Below are 25,102 nucleotides of genomic sequence, written 5' to 3'. Positions count from 1 at the left end.
GAGGGCTGGGGCCGAGGCGGCCAGGAGGAGGATGGAGAGGGCGTTGAGGGCGGAGGCGTTTCTGCCGGCGGTGTAGAGCTTGATGGGGACGGTGGCTGTGGAGCCGTCGAGGGAGACGCCCGCGCCTCGCGGCTCTGCCCTTCACAACGGCGATTGACGAGCACCGCCTCGTCCTGGGAGAGGAGCTTGCCGGACTGGTCGGTGGTGAGGGCTTGTCCGGCCTCGAACGGGCTGGTGCCGAGCAATGCCAGCCCGCACAGGGCGACCGCGATGAAGACCGCGTCCACCGAGAGCCGCCCGTCCTCTGTCAGGAGACGTCCTGCAAGCGTGGGATCAGGGCGAACTCATCCAGGACAATGCGGTGCCAGCACCCCCTTACTTGCCCGATTGTAGAACGCCAGTATCTGTCACCGCAGGTCAGCAGCTATCCACATCCCTTGAACCATCGGCTTCGGGCTGACTGATACTCATCTGGCGCAAGATCCGAAACAACATTTCAGTCGTACCGTGATTGTTGCTCCAGGATTGCGTAGAGTGACATGACGGATATTGTAGGATAAACGTGCAAGAAGTGGCTGTTGTCATGACTGGGTTTTTCGTTTACGGTTCAAATTGATGTGAAGATCGCTCTCTGGTCGGGCGGCAGTCTTTGCCGGGCGTTCGGAGCGCGTCAACACTGATCCAGCCTGCCAACCCTGAGCTGTCTGTTTCCCTCGCCTGCGCCGCATTTAGTCCAGGCGACGCTCACACGTGCTCCCACCTGTGTCGATAGACCCGTTAGTAGAAATTTTTTCCTCCCACCACTCTTGAGCTCATCTGGAGCTCCAGGTACTTTCTGACTGTTTGCTGAAGGTTTGCTCCAGGGTGCTTGCGGGGGCTGGCGCGGAGCCGCACAGGGATTCGTCGGATTCGAGACGGCTTAAACGGGGTGCCACCATGCGCCGTTCTGGTTCTGTTGTGCGCAAAATTCTGGGGAAGACCACGCTGGTCCTGGGAATCGCGATGTTTCCGGGGATCATCGGGCCGGTCGTGAATCCTGCGATGGCCGAGGTTCGGCCGCAAGTGCTGGGGCTTCCGCCGCAGGCGGTTTCGCCTGAGCAGTTGGAAGACCTTGAGGCTCCGGTTCAGTTGCCAGGCGATGCCGAGGGGTTGCCGCATCAGGTGGAGGCCGCTGCCACTCAGTCGGAATTACCGGCAGGTCCGAGTTCGCAGCAGGACGGCGGGCGTCCTGAGGGGGCGTTGCCGCCCGAGACCCGGCATCGGCAGCCGAAGGCTCCCGCGAGCGGGGGTCTGAAGTCTCCGCCGCGGCGACCGGGTGAGCCGGCTGCGACCGATCCATCCCCTGCCGATCCGGTGCGGGAGGCGGCGCTGGCCGAAGCGCGGCAGAGCGGTACTCGGCAGCTGATCGCCAATGCGACCACTGAGACATCGGTGACATATGCAAATCCGGACGAAACCCTCACTACCGAGATAAGCGGTCAGGTCGCCCGGATCCGCCGTGACGGCGTGTGGACGCCGGTAGATCTGGACTTGGCCGAGGTGGGCGGGGTGTTACGGCCGGAGGCGGCCAAGGCGGATGTGTCGTTCTCCTCCGGTGGTACGGGGCCTGCCGTGCGGTTGTCCAAGGACGGGGACGAATGGATCGCGCTGACCTGGCCGACGGCGCTGCCGGAGCCGGTGGTGGCGGGCAACACAGCCCGATATGCGGACGCGGCGGGTCCGGGCGCGGACCTGGTGTTGACCATGTTGCCGGACGGGTTTTCGCAGGATGTGGTGTTACGGGAACGTCCGGACGGGCCGGTGGAGATCAGGATGGGAGTGGAGGGGGAAGGTCTGTCATTGTCGGAGACCTCCTCTGGGGGGCTGCAGGTGGAGTCGGAATCGGGTGCGGTGGTCGCGTCCGCGCCTGAGCCGGTGATGTACGACTCGGCGGTCTCGGCCGCCCTGGCCGATGCGGCCACTCCCGTTCCGTCGGCCGGCCCTGATCCTGCGGCTGCCGCGGCCAAGGTCGCTGAGGCGGTCTCCCGGGTGGCGGAGATCGACACGCGGGTGGAGGCCGAGGGCGGGCGGCAGACGCTGGTGCTGGAGCCGGATGCCGATTTCCTGGCCGATCCGGACACCCAGTATCCGGTGACCGTCGATCCCACCATCACGCTCAACCCCGGCACCGACTTGTATGTGGACAGTTCAGAGCCGACCTCATCGTTTGCCGGTGATTCCGTGCTGGCGGCCGGCGGGGGCTTCGGCGATCAGATTTATCGGGCCTTCCTGGGCTTCAGCGTCCCCTCGCTGGCGGGAGCCACCGTCTCATCGGCCTGGCTGCAGCTGCAAGACGACATCGACTCCGGCAGTTTTTTGTGCGGATCGGTGCAGGTGAGCCGGGTCACCTCCTCGTGGGGTGCCGGCACGACATGGAACACCAGGCCGTCGATGAGCTCGACAGGCTCGGCGTCGGCGACGGTATCGGGGTCGGGGTCATTCACGGTGAATGTGACCTCGATCGCGCAGGCGTGGGCGTCCGGGCAGCCCAATTACGGCTTCGCCGTCGACGGGTCGTGGCTGTGCCTGCTGTATTCCTCGGAGTCTTCGCATGACCCGGTGTTGTCGATCACCTACACGTCGGCTCCGCAGGCGGCGACGCCGACGATCTCGCCGAACATGACCGGCGAGGACGGGGTCAAGATCTCCACCCTGACCCCGCAGTTGTCCACGGTCGTGACCGGGTCCGGTTCGCTGCGGGGTGAGTTCCAGGTCCAGGTCGGCGGGGTGGAGGTGTGGTCCGGCCTGTCGAATGCGGTGTCGTCCGGTTCGACCGCGACCGTCACCGTCCCCTCCGGTGAACTGTCGGATGGGCAGGTGATCCAGTACCGCGTCCGTGCCACCGCTGGGTCGGCCTCCTCGGCGTGGTCGACGTGGCAGGACGCCCGGGTGTCCTCCTCCCCGCTGACATCGGTGGTCTTCAAGGTGTATGAACCGATCGACAACACCCAGGTCGGCACGCTCACCCCGTCCCTGTCCACGTATGCCGAAGTGCCGGGGGAGGCGGCCACCGACTACTGGTACCAGGTGTGTTCCGGCACGCCCGGCGACTGGGCGTGGTGTGAGTCTTCGGCCTGGGTGAAGGGCGCCTGGACGGTCCCGGCCGACAAGCTGGAGTGGGGCAAGACCTACTACTGGTACGCCCAGGCCGCCACCAGCGCGGCGACCTCGACCTCGCCGTGGCGGGCGTTCATGCCCACCCCCGAGCAGGCGTCGATCAACGCGCTGCTCGCCGACGGTACTGACGGCCGCGAGTTCGACCATGTGACGGGCAATTACACCACCTCGGCCACCGACATCTCGGTGGCGACGGTCGGGCCGCCGTTGTCGGTGGTGCGGACGTACAACAGTTTGGATCCGCGGACCGACGGCGCGTTCGGGGCGGGCTGGACGTCGCGGTGGGACACCCACCTGGTCAACGAGCCGGCCACCAAAACCGTCCTGATCACCTATCCGGACGGCAGGCAGTGGCGGTTCGCCAAGCGGGCCGACGGCGGGTTCGCCGCCCCGGAGGGGACCTATGCCACCCTGGCCGTCCAGCCGGGTGGGGGCTGGCGGTTGATGGACAAGGAGTCCACCTCCTACTGGTTCGACGCGGGCGGCCGGTTGACGCAGGTGAGCGACCGGCGGGGACGCAGCCAGATGCTGACCTACGACGGCGGCGGCAAGCTGGCGACCGCGATCGCCACGGGCGGGCGCACCTTGTCCTTCACCTGGACGGGCGCGCATGTGACCGGCGTGTCCACCGACCCGGTCGGCGGGTCGCCGCTGACGTGGACCTACCAGTACTCCGGGGATCTGCTCACCGCGGCCTGCGGCCCGGCCTCGGGCGGGGCGTGTACCGAGTACGACTACGGCAACGACTCCCGCTACCGCAGCGCCGTGCTGGACAGTAACCCGGCCGGGTACTGGCGGCTGAACGAGGGCTCGGCCGCGCTGAACACCACTGTCGGTAACCAGACCGGCGCGATCACCCGCGTGCCGGGTGGCAGGATCAAGGGCGGGACGGCGGACGCGACCGCGGGGGTGACGGCTGGGTTTGAGGAGTCTGCCGACGCGGCGATGCGGTTCGGCGGAACGCTCAACTCGGCCTATGTGTCGCTGCCGTCCGGGGTGGTGAACGGCAAGGGCGATGAGCTGGCGGTGGAGGCGTGGTTCAAGACCACCGGCTCGGGCACGATCATCGGTTACCAGAACTCGGCCACCAACACGCCCACCGTCTACACCCCGGCCATCTACGTGGGCGCGGACGGCAAGCTGCGCGGCCAGTTCTGGACCGGCGCGGTCGCCCCGATCACCACCACGGGAACGGTCAACGACGGCGCCTGGCACCACGTCGTACTGTCGGGCGCCACCAACACGCAGACCATGTATCTGGACGGGCAGCAGGTCGGCACCCTGGCGGGCCAGATCACGCATCTGGGCCAGTGGGACACCCGCATCGGCTACGGTTTCGGTTCGCCGAGCTGGCCATCCACGGTCACGCCAAGCCAGGCGTTCCCGTTCGCCGGTGACATCGACGAGGTCGCCGTCTACAGGAAACCGCTGAGCATCGACCAGGTGCGCACCCACCACGGCACCCAGACCAGGCGCCGCCAGATCACCGAGATCACGCTGCCGTCCGGCCGGGTGTGGGCGCACAACACCTACTCGGCCGAAGGCGGCCGCCTGCTCACCCACACCGACCGCAACGGCGGCACCTGGGAGCTGTCGGCCCCCGCCCACACCGAGGTCTCCGACACCGAGACCACCGCGACCGTCACCGTGACCGACCCGTATGAGGAAACCCTCACCTACGTGAGCGACGCCTGGCGGGGCTCCCGGCTGATCTCCAAGACCGACCAGCTGAACAAGGTCACCGCCTACGAGTACGACACGGGCGGCTTCCCGGCCAAGGTGACCGACCCCAACGGCAACATCACCCGGTACGCCTACAGCGCCCGCGGCAACATGATCGGCCGCAACCGGTGCCGCACCAGCACCGTCTGCTTCTGGGAATGGTTCGAGTACGAGGAACACGAGGACCCCTTCGACCCCCGCAACGACCAGCTCAAAGCCCACCGCGACGCCCGCTCGGCCAGCGCTGCCGACAACACCTACATCCGCCGCTGGGGCTACAACGAGCACGGCGAAGTGACCAGCGAGCAGTGGCCTGCTCCTGGCAGCAGCCCAGCCCCCACCCCCTCCCCTTCGCCCTCTCCATCGCCTTCTCCGTCGCCCAGCCCGTCGGCTCCGGCCGGGTTGGTGGCCGCCTACGGGATGAACGAAGGCTCCGGCACCACGGTCGCCGACCTGTCCGGCAGCGGCAACAACGGCACCGTCAGCGACGCCACCTGGGTCACCGGCAAATACGGACAGGGCCTGTCCTTCGACGGCGACGGCGACGGCACCGACAGCTGGGTCACCGTCCCGGACTCGGCTTCGCTGGACCTGACCACCGGCATGACCATGGAAGCCTGGGTCAACTCCACCGACAACCTCGGCTACCGCACGGTGTTGCAGAAGGAGAACGGCAGCGATCTGGTCTATGGCATGTTCTCCAGCACCTTCAGCGACCCGCCCAGCGCCTGGGTCGTCAACGGCGGCAACACCACCGGCTCGGCCGCCACGGCCAACCTGCCCACCGGCCAGTGGCGCCACCTGGCCGCCACCTTCGACGGCGACAGCCTCGACTTCTACGTCGGCGGCACCCTCGTCCACTCTGAACCCGCTTCCAGCTCCACGATCGGCACCAGCAACGGCCCGCTCCGGATCGGCGGCAGCGGCATCTGGGGCGAGTTCTTCATCGGCACCCTGGACGAGGTCCGCGTCTACAACCGCGCCCTGACCGCCACCGAGATCCAGTCCGACATGAACACCCCGGTCGGTTCCACCAGTCCGCCCCCCTCCCCCTCGCCAAGCCCGTCGCCCTCCCCGCCTCCGCCCGGCGAGGATCCCGAACTGGTGGGCCTGACCTGGACCTATACCGATGGCACCGAGCCTGCGGTGGGCGGAGGGACCGTCCCGGCCGGGCTCGTGGAGACCAAGACCGACCCCCGAGAGAACGTATGGGGCTATGAGTACACCGCCTCCGGTGACCGGGCCAAGCAGACCGGCCCGACCGGGCTGATCACCACCTACGTCCATGACGCCATCGGCCGCCAGACCTCGCGCACCCAGACCACCCCGGCCCATCCGGGCGGACTGACCACCACTTTCGCGTACGACACGCGCGGTTTCCTGGCCTCCAGGACGGAACCGGCGGTGGAGAACGAGGTCACCGAGGCCACCCATACCCGCAGGACCGGCTTCACCTACGACACTGACGGCCGGACCCTGACCGAGACCGTTACGGACCTGACCGGTGGGGACCCGCAACGTCAGACCACCTACACCTACAACTCGCACGGCCAGGTGGAAACGGTCAACGATCCCGAGGGCGGCGAACGAGAGTTCACCTGGAACCTGCGCGGGGACAAGGCCAGCGTCACCGACGAGGTGGGCACGCGGGTCGACTACGCCTACACCGACCGTGGCCAACTGGCCACCGAAACCCTGCAGGACTGGATTGGCAGTCCCACCGATCCGCAGTCGCCCGCCGACGTCGTACTGACCTCGCGCGCCTACGACCCCGCCGGACGCCTAGCCTCAAGCACCGATGCGATGGGCCGCACCACGCGTTTCACCTACGGCAACGACGACACCCTCGTCCAGAAGATCGCCGATGACGCCCGCCTCAACGGCTCCACCACCCCCCGCGACGTCGTCCTGGAGGACTACCTCTACGACCCTGCGGGCAACCTCGAACGCCTGATCACCGGCGGCGGCAAGACCAGAATCGACCACGTCTACGACCCCGCCGGCCGACTGCTGTCCACCACCGTCGACCCGACCGGACTGTCCCGCAGGACCTCCTACACCCACGATGCGGGCGACAACATCCTGACCACCACCGCCACCGGCGCGGGCGGCCCGACCGCCGAGCTCACCTCCTTTGAGTACGACCCGCTCAGCCGGATGACCAGGAAGACCGTCGAGAACGGCGCCACCGACCTGGTCACCACCTTGACCTACGGCGACCGCGACCAGCCCACCGAGATCACCTCCCCGCGCGGCAACGCCGCTGGGGCCACTCGCCTGGACTACACCACCCTGTTCCGCTACGACCCGACCGGACGACTGGTGGAACTCAAGCAGCCGCCAGTGCAGGTCGAACGGGCGGGCGGCAGCGCCACCATCCAGCGTCCCCTCACCCTCTCCGGCTACAACACCGCCGGCGAGAACACCCACACGATCGACCCCGAAGGCCGGACCACCGTCGACTCCTACGACAAGACCGGCCGCGTGATCTCCACATCCGCGCCTTCCTACACCCGGCCCGGCGGCACCGCCGCCACCCCGACCACCACAATCGCCTACGACGACGCGGGCCGGCCCACCACGGTCACCGATCCACGCGGTAACACCAAGTCGATGGTGTACGACGCCTTAGGCCGTACCGTGCGGATCACTGATCCGCCCGCCACGACTGGGGCCACGGCTGGACAGTGGAACTCCACCTACACGATTGCTGGCGAACTGCTGTCGGTGACGGACTCGACGGGCGCGCGCCGTGAAGCGACCTATGACGACCTGAGGCGGGAGATCACTTCCACCGTGATCGAACGCAAGCCGACGCTGACCGCACTCACCACCCACACCAGCTACGACGACGCCGGGAACCCGATCGCTACGCAACGCCCGGCGGGCGACACCGCCGACGTGCTGGTCAACGCGTTCGGTGAGATCACCGAACTGACCGACGCGTTGGGCAATAAGACCACGTTCGCCTACGACCTGGCCGGACGGCAAACCAAGACCACCAACCAGTTGGGCAACAGCACTGTCACGGCCTACGACCTGGCCGGACGCGCGATCACGATTCTCGACCTCGACGAGAGCGACACCACCCTCCGTACCCGATCCATCGGCTATGACCTGGACGGTAATCGAACTACAGCGGTCGACGGTGAGGGGCGTACCCGGACGCTGACCGTCGACGCGCTCGGCCGCGTCACCCAAGCGGTCGAACCCGTATCGACATCCGCCTCGATCACCACCTCCTTCGGCTACGACGCGCTCGGCGCGCGGACCCGCTACACCGACGGCCGCGGCAACACCACCATCACCACCTACAACACCCTCGGCCTGGTCGAATCAGTGATCGAACCGTCGACCGCCCAGCATCCGAACGTGGCAGACCGGACCTGGACCACCGGCTACGACGCCGCCAGCAATCCCATCGCCGACACCGAACCCGGCGGGGTCACCGTCAGCCGCGTCTTCGACAACCTCGGCCGCCTCACCGAACAAAGCGGCACCGGCGGCGGCTCCGCCACCACCACGACCAAGACCTTCGGCTACGACCTGGCCGGACGTGTCACCTCAGCCGGCGACCTCACCTTCACCCTCAACGACCGCGGCAACCTGCTCAAAACCACCAAGGCCGGCATCGACCAGGCCACCTTCGCCTACGACGCCAACGGACGCCTCGCCCAGCGCGGCGACGCCGCCGGCACCACCACCTTCACCTGGGATGACAACGACCGCCTCACCACCGTCGCCGACCCCTTGACCGGCGTGACGGTCGACTACACCTACGACGACATCGATCGCCTCATCACGGCCACCTACGGCAGCGGCGGTCCCGAGCGCACCTACGGTTACGACGACCTCAACCGCGTCACCACCGACACGCTCGAGACCGCAGGCGGAGTGGGTCTGGCTTCCATCGGCTACGGCTACGACCACGAGGACCGACTGACCTCCAAGACCACCACTGGAACCACAGGCGCGGGCGCCAACACCTACACCTACGACCACGCCGGCCGCCTCACCTCCTGGACCAACCCCGCCTCCACCACCACCAACTACATCTGGGACGCATCCGGCAACCGCACCCAGGTCGGCGCCAACACCTACACCTACGACCAGCGCAACCGCCTGACCTCCGGCGCCGGAACCGACTACACCTACACCGCTCGCGGCACCCTGGCCACCGCCACCACCTCAGGCGTCACCACCAACTTCACCTTCGACGCATTCAACCGCATGATCACCGAAGGCGGCGCCACCTACGCCTACGACGCGATGGACCGCCTCACCAGTCGCACGACCTCTGCGGCTACCACGAGGTACGTATACGCCGATAGCAGCAACGACCTCACCGCCGTCACCGACGCGGCCAGCGTAATCCAGGAGGTTTACAACCGCGCTCCCGACGGGGAGATCCTCTCGACCGAGATCGGCACCGCAACCGCACAGTTCCAGATGGCCGACCGCCACCGTGATCTCGTCGCCGGGTTCGCACCTGCGGCTACATCGCTATCCGGCTCCGTTGCCTACGACCCCTTCGGAAACATCATCACGACCGGCGGAACCCGCCCCCAACTCGGCTTCCAGAGCGCCTGGACAGACCCGGCAAGCAGCAAGTCCAACATGGCCGCCCGCTGGTACGCCCCTGCCACCGGGACGTTCACCAGCCGTGACTCATGGACGCTCGACCCGTTCCCGTCCGTCCGCGCCAACAGGCACGCCTACGGGAACGCAGCTCCGCTGGGCTTCCTAGATCCCACCGGTCACGCATCGGTCGAGGTCTGCCTGGACGGCCATCACTGCGGCGGATACCTCTGCAGCGCGGACACTTGTGTCGAGACCGACGCGCACGCGCGCTGGTGGACCTCATATATGGCGACAGCGCCGCGACAGCAGCTGACGAAGCAAGCGGCGAAGGCGATCGGCTACACTCCGAATGGCAGACCCGCGCCGAAGGGCTTCTGGTCGGGCGACGAGGAACAGCAGCAGGCCCTAATGAAGCTCTATGAGATCGAGCCCGTGATGTCGCAGCAGCAGCTGGACGACCTGTGGTCTCGGCTCGCGGGTCTGGACATGGAGGAGGGCGACGCCGAGGCGCTGGCCATGGCCGCGACGCTGCAGCGCGCCTCCCCGAAGAAGAACTCCAAGAAGGCGGATCCGTATGCCTACATAGACAGCTACCGGGAGTTGCTGAAGTATAGGGCCGATATCGCTGCAGCGGCTAAGAAGTACGGCGTGAACAGGGCGGCCCTGACCGCCGTGCTGATCTATGAGATGTCCTTCGCGGAATACAAAGGCGGCCGGTTCATAGCTAATCTGGCATTCACGGCAGACGGCCCCGGCGCCTCAATCGGAATGACTCAGCTGGAAATCTATAAGGCGAGATTCCTCCTGAAACTGGAGGGGAGACTTTTCTCCAAGGGTCTCCCCGGTGATCGGGCCATCTTCGAGATCCTAATGGACCCCAAGCAGGCCATACCGTTGGCTGCGGCATGGATGAGATACCTGATGGACAACATCTTCATCACGAGGCCCGGCGGTGGTGCTCAGCGTATCAGTAGCTGGCAGGCGACGATCGCCTACTGTGGGTGCGCGGGTGTCCGATTGAACACGAAAACCGGAGAGGTGAAGGCGGACGCCTTGGTCAGATGGCTGGAAGGCAAGGGCAAGGAGCCCAACAGGGCCAGAGATCGGATTCTCGCCATGGCGGGCTGGGTCAATAGGGCAGCCCACGAGTACTGGCTCTGTGTCGAGAGGAACTGTTGATGGGGATGCTAGGACCAAGCCGCCTCCCTGGCTGGCGCGGAGCGGCCCGGATCATCAGACTGAGTCTCGCCCTCGACCTGGCCCTTCTTTTCTCGGGATGTCATTCCGAGTTGTGGCCGGGCACCGAACAGGTGAGCCCTGGTGTGATTGATGACATCCGCAGCCTGGGGACGATCGTGGCGGAAGAGAGTTCCGAAATCACCTGGGACGGGCTCACTACGATCACCAACGTCTTCGTCGTCGATGTCAATGGTTCGGCTGCCACGCCGTCGCTCAACCGGGCTATGGACCTTCTGGAAGAATATGGCTGGGAGAGCACGCATGACCGGCGGCCCACCTCGGTCGCGATGCTCTCGTCCCGCTTGGACGCCTCAATCTATATGGAGGGTTTCGACGACGATGCCGTATCCTCGCCCATCGGCTTGGCGGCGAAAACCGCCGATCTAGCGAAAAAGGCGCAGGCGAAAAACTCCGCAGAGCGTTTTCTGGTCATTGAGGCGAGCCCGTACGATGTCGAGTGATTCATGTCGCGGTGGGGCGAACTCAGGATGACGGCGAAAAGTGGCAACGCGAGCACAGCGAGGATGAGGGTCAGGGCCGAACCCGGCAACCGCAGGGCGCCTCAAGGGGAATCTCTATAACTGCAGGTAGCCGCACGGCCTCGGCGTTGGGGTGGTCTGTCCGGGTTTATGATCGGTGATCAGATGTTGTAGACGGCGAAAGCGGCATCGCGGTCGAGAAGATCACGGTGGGCGTGGGCGATGTTGGCGCGGTCGGCCAGGCGGATGGTGCTGATCGCCAGGTTGCGGAAGCCGACGAGCGCCCAGGGCGCGGTACCGGTCCTGAGCTGGGAGTTATCCTCTCGGAATGTGACATCACTGATCCGGGGGTCAGCCTGGGCACCTTTGACGGTCTCTCGCGTTTGTGCAGCTCAGAAGCTGATAGACGTGACGTTATCGTCTGCGGTATGTGTTGCGCAACGCTGCCCCCGGCGTGTCATTGGCGGTGTTGCGTTCGGTTGGGCCATGAGCTCGCGGTTGGCGGCCCGGGCCGCGGCCAGGTCCTCGTCGCGTTCGTCGAGCTGAATGCGTAGATCGGCAACTTGCTGTTCCAGGTGAGCGATCTGGTGGTGGAGGGTGTCGACCTCGGGGACTGCGCCAAGTCCTGATTCTCGCCAGGCCTGCTCACCGAGCATCTCCGATAGCCGCCGTTCGAGCTGCTGGATGCGGGCGGTGAGCCGGATGGCACGTTCGTGAGCGGCGAGGAGGTCGGCTTGGAGACAAGCCCGGGTGACGGCGGGACCGGTGCCCTGGCCGGTGTCGGGTGGGGCGGCTTCCAAGGCGTGAAGCTACTGGAGGAGATCACGGTGGTGGTAAAGGAAACCACGGTCCACGGCGGCGGCTCGCGCGATGGCCGACACACTGATCTCCGAGCCGTGGGTGCGGGCTTGGTCGAGGGCCGCGATGACACGCTGTCGGCGGCGGGCGGAATCAGCTTGGCGGCCCTTCGATGAGTCAAGGGGTTGCACTTATTGCAGATATCAAGCTGGGAGATGGTCATGTCACGAACCGGTGTTCTTGCCAATGCGACGCGCGTCGAAGCGGAAGGCGGCGAGCAGGAGTTCCTTGCTCATGTTGAGATCGCTGCCGAGAATGCCGCCCAGCTTATTTTGCGCGGAGCGGATGGCCAGGACATCGTTCTGCCCGACTCGCTGCTCACGCTCGTGCTGTCGGTGGTTCATGACCTCGCACAGGGCAACGCCGTCCTGGCGCTTACTGTGGAGACTCGCCTGACCCCCAACGAGGTCGCCCAGATGCTCGGTCTTTCGCGTCCTTTCGTCACCCGGTTGCTCGACGTAGGCGAGATCCCCGCGCAGCATCTCCCCGATAGCCGTCACCGCCTCGTCCGGCTGGCCGATGTCCTGGCCTTCCAGGCCCGCCGCGAGCGTCGCGCTGAAGGCCGGCGAAGAATCATCGAAGCCGCCGAGGACGCGGACCTGCCCTACTGAGCCCTCGTGCGGGGGTTCCCGTATTCGCCCAGCGGGCTTCCCGCGGCCCAGGATGAGCACACGTCCAGGAACGAGCCAATCTAGGAGAAGTACAGTCCAACTGTACTTCTCCCAGATATGCGCACGTCATAGCTCTGGTTGGACCCAGCCTGACTGGGGGATGTCGCCGCGGTAGGGGCCTTGGACGATCGGGGGGTTGAGGGTTTCCTTGATGGTGCGGGCGTTGACCCAGCGGATGAGGTTGAAGATGGAGCCGGCTTTGTCGTTGGTGCCGGAGGAGCGGGCGCCGCCGAAGGGCTGTTGGCCTACTACCGCGCCGGTGGGTTTGTCGTTGATGTAGAAATTGCCGGCGGCGAAGCGGAGGCGGGCGGAGGCGGAGGTGATGACGCGGCGGTCTTGGGCGATCAAGGAGCCGGTGAGGGCGTAGGGGGAGGCGGATTCCATCTGGTCCAGGACGGGGTCGAAGTCGGCGTCGTCGTAGACGTGGACGGAGAGGATGGGGCCGAAGTATTCGGTGGTGAAGATCTCGTCGGTGGGGTCGGCGGACACCAGGACGGTCGGTTTCACGAAATATCCGATTGAGTCGTCGTAGGAGCCGGTCAGGACGTCGATCGAGGACGTTGCCCGAGCGCGGTCGATGGCGGCCTTGTGCTTGGCGAAGGCGCGGGCGTCGATGACGGCGCCGAGGAAGGTGGACAGGTCGGCGGAGACGTCGCCGATCGTCAGCGATTCGGCGGTGCCGACGAGTTCGTCCCGGAGCGATCCCCAGATCGAGCGCGGAATGTACGCCCGCGACGCCGCTGAACACTTCTGGCCCTGATACTCGAACGCCCCCCGGACCAGCGCGGTCAGCAGCGCGCCCCGATCAGCGGACGGGTGCGCGAGCACGAAGTCCTTGCCCCCGGTCTCCCCGACCAGCCGCGGATACCCGTGATAGGAGCCGATGTTCGCCCCCACACTCGCCCACAGATGCTGAAATGTCGCCGTTGACCCGGTGAAATGGATCCCCGCCAGCTGCGGATGCGGAAGCGCGACCTCGGAGACCGCCTGCCCGTTCCCGGTCACCATGTTGATCACCCCGGGCGGCAGCCCCGCCGCCTCCAGCAGCCGCATCGTGAAATGCGCCGCGAACTGCTGCGTCGGCGACGGCTTCCACACCACCACGTTCCCCATCAGCGCCACCGAAGCCGGCAGATTCCCCGCGATGGCCGTGAAGTTGAACGGCGTGATCGCCAGAACGAAGCCCTCCAGCGGCCGGTACTCCATCCGGTTCCACACCCCGGGCGAGGAGACCGGCTGCTCGGTGTACAGCTGCCGCGCGTACGCCACGTTGAAGCGCAGGAAGTCGATCAGCTCGCAGGCCGCGTCGATCTCGGCCTGCTGCGCCGACTTGGACTGGCCGAGGATGGTCGCGCCGTTCAGCGTGTTGCGCCACGGACCCGACAGCAGGTCGGCCGCGCGCAGGAAGACCGCCGCCCGCTCGTCGAACGGGAGCGCCCGCCACTCCGGCGCCGCCGCCAGCGCCGCCGAGATGGCCGCCGACACGTCGGCGTTGGTGGCGTCAGCCGTACGGCCGAGCACGGCCTGGTGGTTGTGGGGTTGCACGACGGGGATCGGGGAGCCGCCGCCCATCCGGCGTTCGCCGCCGACGGTCATGGTCAGGTCGAGGTCGGCTCCGGCGAGTTCCTTGATCCGGCTCTCCAGCGCGGCCCGCTCGGCGCTGCCTGGCGGGTAGCCCTGGACTGGCTCGTTTGCCGGCACGGGGACATTTGATACGGAATCCATCATTTACCCCCAAGGGAACGCAGGAAGAAGGTGACGTTGGCCGGGCGTTCGGCGAGGCGGCGCATGAAGTAGCCGTACCAGTCGTCGCCGTAGGGCACGTAGACGCGGACGTTCGCGCCGGAGCGGGCGAGCGCGAGTTGTTTGTCGGTGCGGATGCCGTACAACATCTGGAATTCGTAGCCGGGGCGGCCGTCGGCGAGGGTCTCGGCGATGGTGATCAGCCGGTCGTCGTGGGTGGCGATCATCGGGTAGCCGGTGCCGGACATGAGGACCTTCAGGCAGCGCACGTATGCCCGGTCCACCTCGCTCTTGCGCTGGTACGCCACCGACGCGGGCTCGTCGTAGGCGCCCTTCACCAGGCGGACCCGGGAGTCGCGCAGGTCACGGCAGTCGGCCTCGCTGCGGAACAGGTAGGACTGGATCGCCACTCCCGTGTCGGGAAAATCCGTCCGGAGCGCTCGCAGGATCGCCAGCGTGGAGTCGACCGTGGTGTGGTCCTCCATGTCGAGCGTCACCGTGGAGCCGTTCTCCCTGGCCGCCTCGCAGATCTGCTGGGCGTGATCGAGCGCCATCCCGTCGTCCAGTGCCTGCCCCACGGCCGACAGCTTGACCGAAACCTCGGCCCGGTCGCCGAACCCGAGCGGGCGCAGCGCCTCGAGCAGCCGCACGTACGCCTTGGTGGTCTCGACGGCGGCTCCCGTATCGCGGACCTCTTCCCCCAGATGGTCGATCGTGGACATCAACCCCAGATCGGCCAGCCGCCGGGTCGCGGTGACCGCGTCGATGGTCTGCTCGCCCGCCACGAACCGGTCCACCACCCGGCGGGTCAGCGGAAACCGGGACACCGCACGGCGCGCCCGCTTGTTCCGGGACGCCGCAAGAAGCACCTCACCAAGCATGCAACCAGCCTAAATCTCCACGTCAGCTGCCTTCCACGGACATCCGGCCAAGCGTGTTCAGACAAATGCTCAATAATGGTCCACGTGCAGGAACTCGTCGACGAGATCGCCCGCCTGCTGGACGCGTCGGTGACCTTGGAGGACCGATCGTTCCAGCTCGTCGCGTACGGCGCGCAGAGCGGGGACATCGACGCGGTCCGCGAGGAGGTGATCCTGCGCAGGCGCGCCACCGACGCCACCCGCGCCCACTTCGAGGCGTACGGGATCGCCACCGCCGAAGGCCCTGTCCGGATCCCGGCCATCGCGGGCGTGCTGGGCCGGGTCTGCGTGCCGCTCCGCCACAAGGGCGTGACCTACGGCTACCTGTGGCTGCTCGACTCCGGCGACCTCACCGACGACCGCCTCAAAACGGTCGAACCCCTGGTCGCGCGGGCGGCGGCGACCCTCGCCAGGGAGTCACAGACCCGCCAGGTCCCGCTCGACGACCTGTTCTCCGCCAACCCCGACACCCGCGCCGCCTCCGCCGCCGACCTGGAGGGACCTTTGGTGGCGATGGCCACCCGCGCCGCCCCCGGCCAGGTCGCGGCGCTGTGGACGCTCCCGCACGACGTCCGCATCGACCTCACGCTGACCCACCCCGCGTTCCTCGTCCCCGCCGCCCAGGCCCGCGACGTCGCCCGCCGCATCCAGGACATGTACGGCACCGCCACCGGCGTCGGCGCCTCCCGCCAGGACGCGGCCGACGCCTGGGAAAGCTGGCGCGAAGCCCTCGGCGCGCTGCGGGTGGCCGAAGCCCGCAAGATCCCCATCGCCTACTGGGACGACCTCGGCGTCTACCGCTACCTGGTCAAACTCCCGCACAGCGAGCTGGCCGCCCTGGCCGCGGAAGCCGCGCCGCTGGGCGAGCTGGCCGCCACCGTCGAGTGTTACCTCGACCATGGCGGCCACGTCCAGGAGACGGCGGCGGCGCTCGGCGTGCACCGGCAGACGCTCTACTACCGGCTGGGCCGGGCGGCCGAGGCGACCGGCCTCAACCTGGCCGACGGCCGCGACCGCCTGGTGCTGCACCTGGCCCTGAAGGCGTCGCACCTCTAGGCGCAGACGTTCTCGTACACCCGGATGAGCTCCTGGCTGACCCGCTCCAGCGAGTAGCGCGACCGCGCCCGGTCCACCCCGGCGAACGCGAGGGCCGTGCGCAGCGTGCGGTCGCCGAGCAGTTGCCGCATCCGCATGGCCACCTCGGCGGGACGTCGCACGTGGAAGCCGGTCACGCCGTGCACGACCGCGTCCAGATGCGCGCCGGTGGCCGACACGATCACCGGAACGCCGCAGGCCATCGCCTCCAGCGCGGCCATCCCGGTCGGCGCGGAGGGGGCCAGCGCGAGCGCCACGTCGGCGCTGCGGATCAGCTTCGGCATGCTCGCGTGCGGCACCCGGCCGAGCAGCCCGACCCGGTCCTCGACGCCCTTCTCCTTGGCCAGGATGCGCAGCCGGGCCAGCGTGGCGTCATCGCCCCCGGCCACCAGCAGCTCCGCGCCCGGCACCGAGGCCAGCGCGCCGATCGCCATGGCCGCGCCGCTGTCGCCGATGTGCAGCATCCTGGCCCGCTCGCCGCGCGGGGCGGCCGGGCCCTGGCGGCGGAACCGCTCGACGTCGACGCCGCTCGGCACGACCGCGATGTTCCGGCGCGGCACGCCCAGCCGGATCAGCTCGGACTCCTCGCCCGCGCAGGCCGCGATCACGGCCCTGGCCTGGCGGCCGATCGCCCGCTCCAGCCGCCGCTCCGGCGCGGACGGCACGTCGTCGTGGTGGAAGGTCTGCGTCACGGGCACGCCCAGCCCGTCGGACCCGGCGATCGCCGCCAGCCCGCCGGTCCAGGAGTGGGCGTGGATGACGTCCGGCCGGTCTCGCCGCCAGCACCGCTTGAGCCCATCACTGAAGTCGGAAATGTACGGCAGGAGGTCGCTGTCGGAGAGTTCCCCGGCGGGCCCGGCGGGCACGCGCTCCACCCGGACGCCCTTGATGGCGGACGAGGTGCGCGTGTAAACGGTCACGCTGTGGCCGCGGCCCAGCTCGCGGGCGATGGCGGGGGTGTCGCTGGACAGACTGTGCGTGGAGACGATGGCGATATGCATGGCACACCTCATGGCGGTGATCGCGATGAAAGGGTGTGCCTGCGTCTTAGGCACGAGTCATGTAGCTCTCCTTACCGTACATCGACCGGCGCTAAACACAAACTTTCCCAGGAACTAGCGAGATCGCCTAGCGAGATCGCCGCAGCGTGAGCACCGTGATCTCGTCGATGATCCGGTCCTCGGTGAAGGCCCGGTGGTCCTCCTCGATGGCTTTCACCACCGCCGCAGGGGGCTGGTTCGCGCATCGGGCCAGCACCTCGGTCAGCCGGTCCTCGCCGTAACCCGCCCCGTCCGCGCTGCGGGAGCCGACCAGGCCGTCCGAGTAGAGCACCAGCGTCTCCCCGGCCGCCAGCGTGAGCTCCTCGGTGGCCGGGTCCGCGCCCTCCTCGAAGCCCAGCGGAACCCCGCCGCCGTCGGTGAAACGTACCCCGCCGTCGGGTTGCAGCAGGGCGGCGGGGTGGTGGCCGGCGGAGGCCAGCCGTACCTTCCTGCCGCGCACGAAACCCGCCGCGGCCATCACGAACAGGCCCGTGTGCTGCGCTACCAGCGCGTCGTTGACCTTGCGCAGGGCCGCGCCGGGATCGCCCTCCCAGACGCTCATCACCCGTACGCCGTTGCGGACCAGCGAGGTCACCGACGCCGCCTCGTCGCCCCGGCCGGCCGCGCTGCCGATCACGAAGCCCCAGCCGCCCTTCATCGGGAAGACGTCGTAGAACTCGCCGCCGATCGCGCGCAGGCCGGAGCCCGGATGGTAGATCGCGGCGGTCTCGAAGCCCTGGATGTCGGGCAAGGTGCGGGGGAGCACCCCGCTGCGCAGCGCGTCGGCCGCGTTCGAGCTGCGCTGGAAGCTTCGCTGGGCGCGCAGGGCCAGGCCCAGGTGGAGCGCGACCTCCTCCAGCAGGCCCAGGTCCGCTAGGCCGAATGGGGGGCGGTCGCGGAGTCGTACCAGCGTGAGCACGCCGTTGATCTCGTCGTCGGTGCGGATCGGGACCGACAGCAGCGAACCGGCGCGCATCTGGGCGAGCAGGTCGTCGCCCAGCAGGCCCTCATCCGTCAGCATCTCGTGGATGAGGCCGCTCTGGGTGGCCAGCACGTGGGCGACCAGCGGGGCGTCCGCCGGGGGCAGCGCCTCGACCGCGCGCTGCAGCCGCGCCACCGGCTCGGCGCTCGGCGCGATCACCGCAGCCCGGTGCGGCACGCCGTCGCGGAGAATGTCGGCGATCACCCAGTCCGCCGTCTCCGCCGCCAGCAGCCGCGCCGCCCGGATCAGCGCCACCGGCTCGCGCAGGCTCTCCTCGTCCAGCAGCAGCCTGGTCAGCCGGGACAGCAGCTCGTGCCGCCGCGCCGCGGCCAGGAACAGCGCCTCGTCCGGCGCCTCGGCGTGATCCGGGGGCTCGGCCAGCTGGACCTCGGTCGGCAGCGCGACCGCCGCCACCATCTCCTGCGGCTCGCCCGGCAGGCGCAGCCGGCTCAGCACCAGCCGGACCGTGTGCGTACGCCCCTGGTGGTTCAGCCGGGTCTCGAAGGTGGTGCTCTCCTCGCTGCGCAACGCCGCGCCCAGCTGGGCCCGGAACGCCGCCCGCCGGGAGGATTCGATCAGCAGCGGGAAGCCCCGGCCGATCAGATATCCGGCCGGGCTGCCCAGCAGGCGGGTGGTCTCGTTGTTGATCCGCCGGACCGTGCCACTCGGATCCATCACGATCACCGGCACCGGCATCGTCCGGAAGATCTGCCTGAGCAGCTTCTGCTCCCGCTGCGGCCCGCCGTCGCGGCGCTTACGCGCCCGGCTGAGCTCGGCGAGGGCGTCCCTGACCAGTTCCTCGGCCGCCGCCAGCTCCTGGCTGGGCGGCAGCGCGGCGACCCGGTCGGCGAACTCGGCCAGCCGCTGCTCAAGCTCGGTCACGGACATATGCTCCTCTGTACATTATTCGGTGAACCAGGGGAACGGTCATCCTTGTGATTCCCATTCTCGCCCGCGATCTCGCGGCCCTCGGCCGGGTGACCGAGGGCGCCTCCTGCGAGAGCGTGCTGCGCGGGGTCACCGAGGCCATCGCCCGCGGCGTCCCCGGCTGCGCGGGCGGCACCGCCGAACTCTGGCAGGACGAACGCGTCCTGCTCGCCGCCTCCCACAGCGAGCTCATCGCCGTCATCGACCGCGAGCGCGACCTGCGCGAGGGCCCCTCCCGCGACGCCCTCGCCACCGGCCGCCCCGTCGTCGCCGCCGACGTCATGCGCGACCCGCGCTGGCCCCGCTACGCGGCCGCCGCCGTCCGGCACGGCATCCGCTCCGCCCTGGTCCTCCCCGTGCAAGCCGACGGCGCCGTCGTCATCGTCGGGCTGTACGGCGTGCGCCCCGGCGTCTTCGCCGACCACGTGATCCTCACCGACCTGCTACGCGAGCAGGTCACGGTCGCCCTGGCCAACATCTGGGAGTTCGACGACGTGCTCACCGGCGCCGCCCAGCTCCAGGAGGCGATGGCCGGACGCGCCCTCATCGACCAGGCCAAGGGCATCATCATGCAGGCCAGCGGCTGCTCCGCCGAAGCCGCCTTCGACGAACTGCGCCGCGTCTCCCAGCACCACCAGGTCAAGGTCGCCGACCTCGCGAAACTCCTCGTAACGGAACACCAGCAGAAGAACGCGAAGTAGCCCGATCGTTGTGCCATGACATGACGCGGGAAGGTGTTTAGCGCGCCGGGCGTCGATCGTTCACCGGGATCCTTTGCTACCCGTCGGTAGCTTATTGGAGATCCGTCTGGTTACGGTGGAAAAAGATCAACAGATACGCGAGCGCCGGCCACGTTTGGCGGTTCCCTCTGGATCCGCCTGGCGGCTTGGGACTGACGGCACCACAACGCCTTTGATCATCCAGTCGGCGCATCCGCCGTCGCCGCTCCTGCTGGATACCTCATCGCGTCCCGGTCAGGTTCGGAACGACGTCCCGTCGCCACCCAACAATCCAGACACGACCCGGAGGAAAGGTAAGACCATGGGTTCTCCCACAACCACCACCGTCAGGGTCTCTCAGGCGTGCGCGACTCACAACGCGGACGGGCGAATGGAAATCTTCGCCGTCACGCAGGACGGCACGATGGTGCATCGCTGGCAGACCGCACCCGATGGCAAGTTCGACGGCTGGAAAAGCCTCGGCGACACTGTCTCTCAGCCGTTCGTCGTCCGCAACCCGGACGGGCGGATCGAGCTCTTCGCGATCGGCGCGGGCGGGGCGGTCTGGCATCGCAGGCAGGTGGCGCCCAACGGCCCCTTCGGCGACCGGGATGACCTGGGCGGAAGCGTCAGCCAGCCGTTCGCGATTCACAACCTGGACGGGCGGATCGAGCTCTTCGCGATCGGCGCGGGGGGTGACCGGGCGGTGTGGCATAGGTGGCAGAAGGCGCCCAGCGGACCCTTCGACGGCTGGCACTCCCTGGAAGGGACCGTCACCCAGCCGTTCGCCATCCGCAACACAGACGGCAGGATCATCCTTTTCGCCGTAGGCGCCGGCGGCGATCGCGCCTTGTGGCATCGCTCGCAGGTAACTCCCAACGGCCCCTTCGGCGATTGGCAATCCCTGAACGGGACCATCAGCCAGCCGTGCGCGATTCAGAACCTGGACGGCCGGATCGAAGTCTTCGCGATCGGCGAGGGTGGCGATCACGCGGTGTGGCATCGGTGGCAGACCTCGCCCAGCGGACCCTTCGACGCCGGCTGGCACTCCCTGGGCGAAAACGTCAGCCAGCCGTTCGTGATCCACAACCAGGACGGCCGGATCGAACTCTTCGCCATCGATGCTGAGGGACACCTCAAGCACCGTGGGCAGATCGCGCCCAACGCCCAATTCGGCGAGTGGCGGTCCTTCGGCTTCAACGTCAGGCAGCCATTCGCCCTGCGCAAGCAGAACGGCGCGATCATGGTCTTTGCCATCAGCAACGACGACAACACCCTGTGGCGTCGTGCGCAGGAGGGCCCCAACGCCGAGGACTACGACGGCTGGGAGCCGGTTGGAGACGACATGTAGCCGCGACCGGTACGGGTGACTGAGCCGGGACACGTTTGCTGGCACTAGGGCACCGTCAGGACAATCAGGCCCTCTCAGCAGAACGCCATGGAGTGAGTTTCTCAACCGACAAGGGGTCCGCACTCCAAGCTGAAGGGATCCACTGGTGCCAGGTTCCCCCTAGCGTGTCCCGGCTCAGCCGTCTCGAATCCGATCGAGATGATCTACATTGTAAAGACGCCAGGAAAGTTGCGATCACCCGGAGCTCAATTTCTACTACGCCCCGTGAGCGTCGTGCCGCTGGCGGAACCTGGTGCGTCCGCGTTCAGTTCGCGAATGCGGCCAATGCCTCGTCGAGAGTTTCGAAAATGGGGAGCCGTTGGGACAGCCCTGTCACCCACATCACCTTCGAGGTGGGATAGTGCACCGCTATCAGCGCGAAATGCCCGCCCGCCCCGGTGGAGCGCTGCCAGTGATGCACGATCAGGCCGAGCGCGCGCGAGTCCAGGAACGAGACTCCGCCCAGGTCAAGGACCATGCCCGGGCCGTGCTCCTCGACCTCGGCGTCCAGGTATTCGGAGAACTGATCCCGCGTGGTGGCGTCGAGGATCCCGTCGATATGGATCACCACGATGCCCTCGGCAGCGGTCGAGCGCATAGTGAGATTGGCCACGGCGTTCCTCCTTCGCCGCAACCTTACTGTTATCCCGGGGGTGGTGAAACTCCCGAATCTGGGGCATTATTGCGCCAGAGGTCCAGCAGAGGGCTTCGTCTCGAACGTTGAGCGAGGCGCGCCTTCTGCACGGTAAGGCGCAGCCCGCGAATCATATAAGGGGCCTGCCGAGATGCCTGCCGAAATCATCTGCGAATCCACCGCGGAAGACCTGCTCGCCGAACTCGCCGCCGCCGACGTCACCGAAGAACGGCGTACCCGCCTCCGCGAACTCATCGTGGAGATGCACCGCCCGATGGCCCGCGACATCGCCCGCCGCTACCTGCACCGCGGCGAACCCATGGAAGACCTCCTGCAAGCCGCGTACGTCGGCCTGATGAAGGCCATCAACGGCTTCGACCCCACCCTGGGCCACAGCTTCCGCGGCTACGCCATGGTCACCATGACCGGCGAGGTCAAGCGCCACTTCCGGGACCGTACCTGGGCGGTCCGCGTCCCCCGCCTCTACCAGGAGCGCCGCTCCGAGCTCAACCGCCTGGTGGCCGACATGACCCAGGAACTGGGCCGCTCGCCCAAGATGCCGGAGCTCGCCGTCCGGATGGGCCTGTCCGAGGACGACATGATCCTCACCCTGGACGCCTCCGCCGCCTACAGCACCCTCTCCCTGGACGCCCCCCTGGGCGCCGACGACGACGCGGCGGCTCTCGGCGACGTCATCCCCGACAGCGACGACAGCCTGTCCGTCCTGGTCGACCGGGAGGCCGTGAAACCCCTGATCGACGAGCTGCCGGAGCGCGAGAAGACGATCCTGCTGCTGCGCTTCTACGGCAACATGACGCAGGCTGAGATAGCCGCGGAGTTCGACATCTCGCAGATGCACGTGTCCAGAATCCTGCGCAAGGTCCTCGACCAGCTGCGTTCCGAGCTCGTCGCCGGATGAGAGCGGCCTGGGGCTTTCCCTGGGGTATCGCCAAACTTGGGGCGATATCCCGGGGTATCTTCGTCGGGGATTCGCCACGACCAGGAGGCGTTAGCGGGTGAACGAGGACGGCGCCACGTCCGTGCCAAGGGGCGGCAAGGAGATTACCTTCTCCCTCGCCGACCTTCCCGACGTGCGGGAGTTCGCCGCCGCCCTCGCCCGCAGGGGCGGCATGACCGAGGAGCGCGTCGGTGACTTCCTGGTCGCCCTCAACGAGGTCACCACCAACGCGGTGACTCACGGCGCCACCAAGGCCCGCCTGCGCGTCTGGTACGACACCGGGGATCTCGTCGTGGATGTCCACGACGAAGGCCGCCACTGGATTCTGGATGGAGTCCCCGGCCACAAGCCGCCGGGCGAGCACGCCACCAGCGGGATGGGCCTGTGGGTCGCCCGGCTGCTGAGCCGCTCGCTGAACGTGCGCACGGGGGACAGCGGCACGACCGTGATCATGCGCTTCACCCTTTGAACTCGACCCGCGGATCCGAGCGCGGCTTCCGTGGTTTTGGTGTGGCTGGCGCGAGTGTGCCGCGTGACCTGGGCTGAGAGGGGTCACGCGGCACGGTTCTCGGGATCGCTACCTTCGGGTGCGGCTGCGGTTGCCACGCCAGGTGTTGAAGCCTGTCGTACCCACGCCTGCCTGGTGCAGGGCGAGCAGGCACAGGCCGAGCGCGACCAGCGCGGTGAGGCCGATGCCGATGCTGGCGTTGAGTAGGTCCAGTAAGAAGGCGATGCCGAAAACGATGGCCGCCGCGATTGCGAACATGGATTTATCCCTTCAGTTTGTCGAACAGGGAGCGGTACTCGCGCAACGCGAGCCGCAACTGCTCGGTGTCGTTCTGGTTCTTCCAGCCGTCCACCAGCGCCTGGCGGCGGGCGGCCAGCGCGGTCACCGCCTCGTCGATCAGCGCGTCGGCCCTTTCCACCGAGTCGCGCGGGTCGTCGACGAAGCCGGCTTTGATGTCGTGCCAGCGGGCGTCGAAGTCGATCTCGTCGGCGGGGGAGCGCTGTTCCGGGATGGTCACGGCCTCGGGCGCGAGCAGGTCGTCCTCGGTCTCGGCGTGGGGCGCGAGCGCGTCGTCCGGGGTCTGAGCGTCGGTCGCGAGCGCGTCGTCCGGAGTCTCGGTGTCCGGGGTCTCGGCCCTGGTGTCGGTGTTGACCGGATTGTGGTCAAGGCCGTCGGTGTCGAGTCGATCATGATCGGACTCGTCCGTGTTGAGTGGATTGTGGTCTGGGTCGTGATCGGTTCGGTCGCCCGCCACGAGCAGATCCCCGGCGGCGTCCTCGCGGCGCGCCTCCTCGGTGAGGAGCTCCGGCGATTCGGGCACCGGCTCCTCGTGACGGGTGTCGTAGGGGGAGTTGTATGGGTTTCGCTCCATCAGCGATCGGCCTCCTTGGGGTGCGGGGAATCGGTGAGCAGTTCCTCGAATAGCGCGCGATAGTGGACCATCGCCTGGCGGAGTTCCTCGGTGCCGGCCTCCTGCCGGGCCGCGCGTCCGCTGATCTCGTGGGCCTGGCGGTAGCGGTCGAGAGTGGCGCCGTACCCGACAGAAAGCACGGTCAGGCGTTCCTCGAACGCGTCGGTCGGGAAGCCGCGGTCCGCCATGACCGAGGTCACGAGCGCGTCGGCCTCCGTCACCGCGAAGCCGGGCGCGTCGACGAAGCGCTCCTGGACCTCCGTCCACTTCTTGGCGTACGTCTCGCGGGTCTCGTCGTCCAGCGGACGGATGCCGAGTTCCGCGACCCGCGCCTCCCGGGCCAGCAACTCCCGCTCGGCCACGCGGCGGTTGTCACGCTCCTGGACGGTGCGGTCGTACTCAGGACCGAAACGATCCTGAAGATGGCGGCGGCGATTCCCGCTCGCGACGAGATAACCTGCGGCTCCCAGCGCCAGCACGACTACTACGACGACAGCCACCCATGCGATGGCACTCATATCTGCCTCCGGGTGATTCTGTTGAGTTGTCGATTCGCACTGCCCGGGAAAG

The 25,102-nt window shown here is 67.7% G+C and carries 17 protein-coding genes; 8 read left to right on the top strand and 9 right to left on the bottom strand.

The features are described from left to right. The first annotated feature begins 1,431 nt into the window (after positions 1 to 1,431). Positions 1,432 to 10,638 (top strand): LamG-like jellyroll fold domain-containing protein, encoded by a 9,207-nt coding sequence (locus ABGB08_RS43410; RefSeq protein WP_347603109.1) that lies wholly within the window; start codon positions 1,432 to 1,434, stop codon positions 10,636 to 10,638. Positions 10,639 to 10,781: 143 nt separating this feature from the next. Then, positions 10,782 to 11,159: a hypothetical protein gene (locus tag ABGB08_RS43405; protein WP_347603106.1), complete on the top strand. Its 378-nt coding sequence runs from the start codon at positions 10,782 to 10,784 to the stop codon at positions 11,157 to 11,159. 410 nt (positions 11,160 to 11,569) lie between these two features. Here the strand turns inward: ABGB08_RS43405 and ABGB08_RS43400 are convergent, their stop codons facing one another. Further along, positions 11,570 to 11,977 carry a hypothetical protein gene (locus ABGB08_RS43400; RefSeq protein WP_347603103.1) on the bottom strand — a complete coding sequence of 136 codons (408 nt, stop codon included), beginning with the start codon at positions 11,975 to 11,977 and terminating at the stop codon, positions 11,570 to 11,572. 219 nt (positions 11,978 to 12,196) lie between these two features. Here ABGB08_RS43400 and ABGB08_RS43395 point away from each other — a divergent pair, with 219 nt between their 5' ends. Continuing rightward, the gene (locus ABGB08_RS43395) at positions 12,197 to 12,646 is read left to right on the top strand and encodes a helix-turn-helix domain-containing protein (protein WP_347603100.1); all 450 of its coding nucleotides are present in this window, start codon (positions 12,197 to 12,199) and stop codon (positions 12,644 to 12,646) included. A 126-nt stretch (positions 12,647 to 12,772) separates the two neighbouring features. Here ABGB08_RS43395 and pruA read toward each other — a convergent pair whose 3' ends face one another. Together pruA and ABGB08_RS43385 are read right to left on the bottom strand one after the other, a co-directional pair. Then, positions 12,773 to 14,431, bottom strand: coding sequence for an L-glutamate gamma-semialdehyde dehydrogenase (gene pruA / locus ABGB08_RS43390; RefSeq protein ID WP_347603145.1), 1,659 nt, complete (start codon positions 14,429 to 14,431; stop codon positions 12,773 to 12,775). After that, on the bottom strand, positions 14,431 to 15,330 hold the full coding sequence (locus tag ABGB08_RS43385) for a proline dehydrogenase family protein (protein WP_347603098.1): 900 nt from the start codon (positions 15,328 to 15,330) through the stop codon (positions 14,431 to 14,433). The genes pruA and ABGB08_RS43385 overlap by 1 nt, the downstream gene beginning before the upstream one ends. Before the next feature lie 75 nt (positions 15,331 to 15,405). On the opposite strand from ABGB08_RS43385, the gene ABGB08_RS43380 reads away from it, so the two are divergent. Continuing rightward, complete coding sequence (locus tag ABGB08_RS43380) at positions 15,406 to 16,425, top strand: helix-turn-helix domain-containing protein (protein ID WP_347603095.1); 1,020 nt, start codon at positions 15,406 to 15,408, stop codon at positions 16,423 to 16,425. On the opposite strand, the gene ABGB08_RS43375 is transcribed toward ABGB08_RS43380, so the two are convergent. Together ABGB08_RS43375 and ABGB08_RS43370 are read right to left on the bottom strand one after the other, a co-directional pair. Beyond that, positions 16,422 to 17,465: a glycosyltransferase gene (locus ABGB08_RS43375; protein WP_347603092.1), complete on the bottom strand. Its 1,044-nt coding sequence runs from the start codon at positions 17,463 to 17,465 to the stop codon at positions 16,422 to 16,424. The genes ABGB08_RS43380 and ABGB08_RS43375 overlap by 4 nt on opposite strands. A 127-nt stretch (positions 17,466 to 17,592) precedes the next feature. Further along, positions 17,593 to 19,368 (bottom strand): SpoIIE family protein phosphatase, encoded by a 1,776-nt coding sequence (locus tag ABGB08_RS43370; RefSeq protein WP_347603089.1) that lies wholly within the window; start codon positions 19,366 to 19,368, stop codon positions 17,593 to 17,595. Between the two features lie 53 nt (positions 19,369 to 19,421). Between ABGB08_RS43370 and ABGB08_RS43365 the strand changes: the two genes are divergently transcribed. Continuing rightward, a complete protein-coding gene (locus ABGB08_RS43365) occupies positions 19,422 to 20,114 on the top strand; it encodes a GAF and ANTAR domain-containing protein (protein ID WP_347603086.1) in 693 nt (230 codons plus the stop codon). A 94-nt stretch (positions 20,115 to 20,208) separates the two neighbouring features. Beyond that, positions 20,209 to 21,483, top strand: a complete 1,275-nt coding sequence (locus ABGB08_RS43360; protein ID WP_347603083.1) for a hypothetical protein — start codon at positions 20,209 to 20,211, stop codon at positions 21,481 to 21,483. Between the two features lie 304 nt (positions 21,484 to 21,787). Here ABGB08_RS43360 and ABGB08_RS43355 read toward each other — a convergent pair whose 3' ends face one another. After that, complete coding sequence (locus ABGB08_RS43355) at positions 21,788 to 22,135, bottom strand: STAS domain-containing protein (protein WP_246268815.1); 348 nt, start codon at positions 22,133 to 22,135, stop codon at positions 21,788 to 21,790. A 172-nt stretch (positions 22,136 to 22,307) separates the two neighbouring features. On the opposite strand from ABGB08_RS43355, the gene ABGB08_RS43350 reads away from it, so the two are divergent. Both ABGB08_RS43350 and ABGB08_RS43345 read left to right on the top strand, forming a co-directional pair. Then, entirely contained in the window at positions 22,308 to 23,075 is a 768-nt protein-coding gene (locus ABGB08_RS43350; protein ID WP_347603079.1) for a SigB/SigF/SigG family RNA polymerase sigma factor, read from the top strand. 97 nt (positions 23,076 to 23,172) lie between these two features. Next, positions 23,173 to 23,583, top strand: coding sequence for an ATP-binding protein (locus tag ABGB08_RS43345; protein ID WP_347603076.1), 411 nt, complete (start codon positions 23,173 to 23,175; stop codon positions 23,581 to 23,583). Positions 23,584 to 23,691: 108 nt separating this feature from the next. Here the strand turns inward: ABGB08_RS43345 and ABGB08_RS43340 are convergent, their stop codons facing one another. From ABGB08_RS43340 to ABGB08_RS43330, 3 genes are read right to left on the bottom strand one after another with little or no spacing between them, the layout of a single operon-like run. After that, positions 23,692 to 23,880, bottom strand: coding sequence for a hypothetical protein (locus ABGB08_RS43340; protein WP_155357934.1), 189 nt, complete (start codon positions 23,878 to 23,880; stop codon positions 23,692 to 23,694). Between the two features lie 4 nt (positions 23,881 to 23,884). Further along, on the bottom strand, positions 23,885 to 24,493 hold the full coding sequence (locus tag ABGB08_RS43335; protein ID WP_347603073.1) for a hypothetical protein: 609 nt from the start codon (positions 24,491 to 24,493) through the stop codon (positions 23,885 to 23,887). Further along, positions 24,493 to 25,050 (bottom strand): hypothetical protein, encoded by a 558-nt coding sequence (locus ABGB08_RS43330; RefSeq protein WP_347603071.1) that lies wholly within the window; start codon positions 25,048 to 25,050, stop codon positions 24,493 to 24,495. Before ABGB08_RS43330 ends, ABGB08_RS43335 begins: the two co-directional genes overlap by 1 nt. Positions 25,051 to 25,102: the final 52 nt, after the last annotated feature.

It is taken from the genome of Acrocarpospora sp. B8E8 (assembly GCF_039871605.1).
GTDB lineage: Bacteria > Actinomycetota > Actinomycetes > Streptosporangiales > Streptosporangiaceae > Acrocarpospora > Acrocarpospora macrocephala.
Note: the sequence above shows the minus strand (reverse complement) of the source record. Positions and strands in the feature narration are given on the sequence as shown.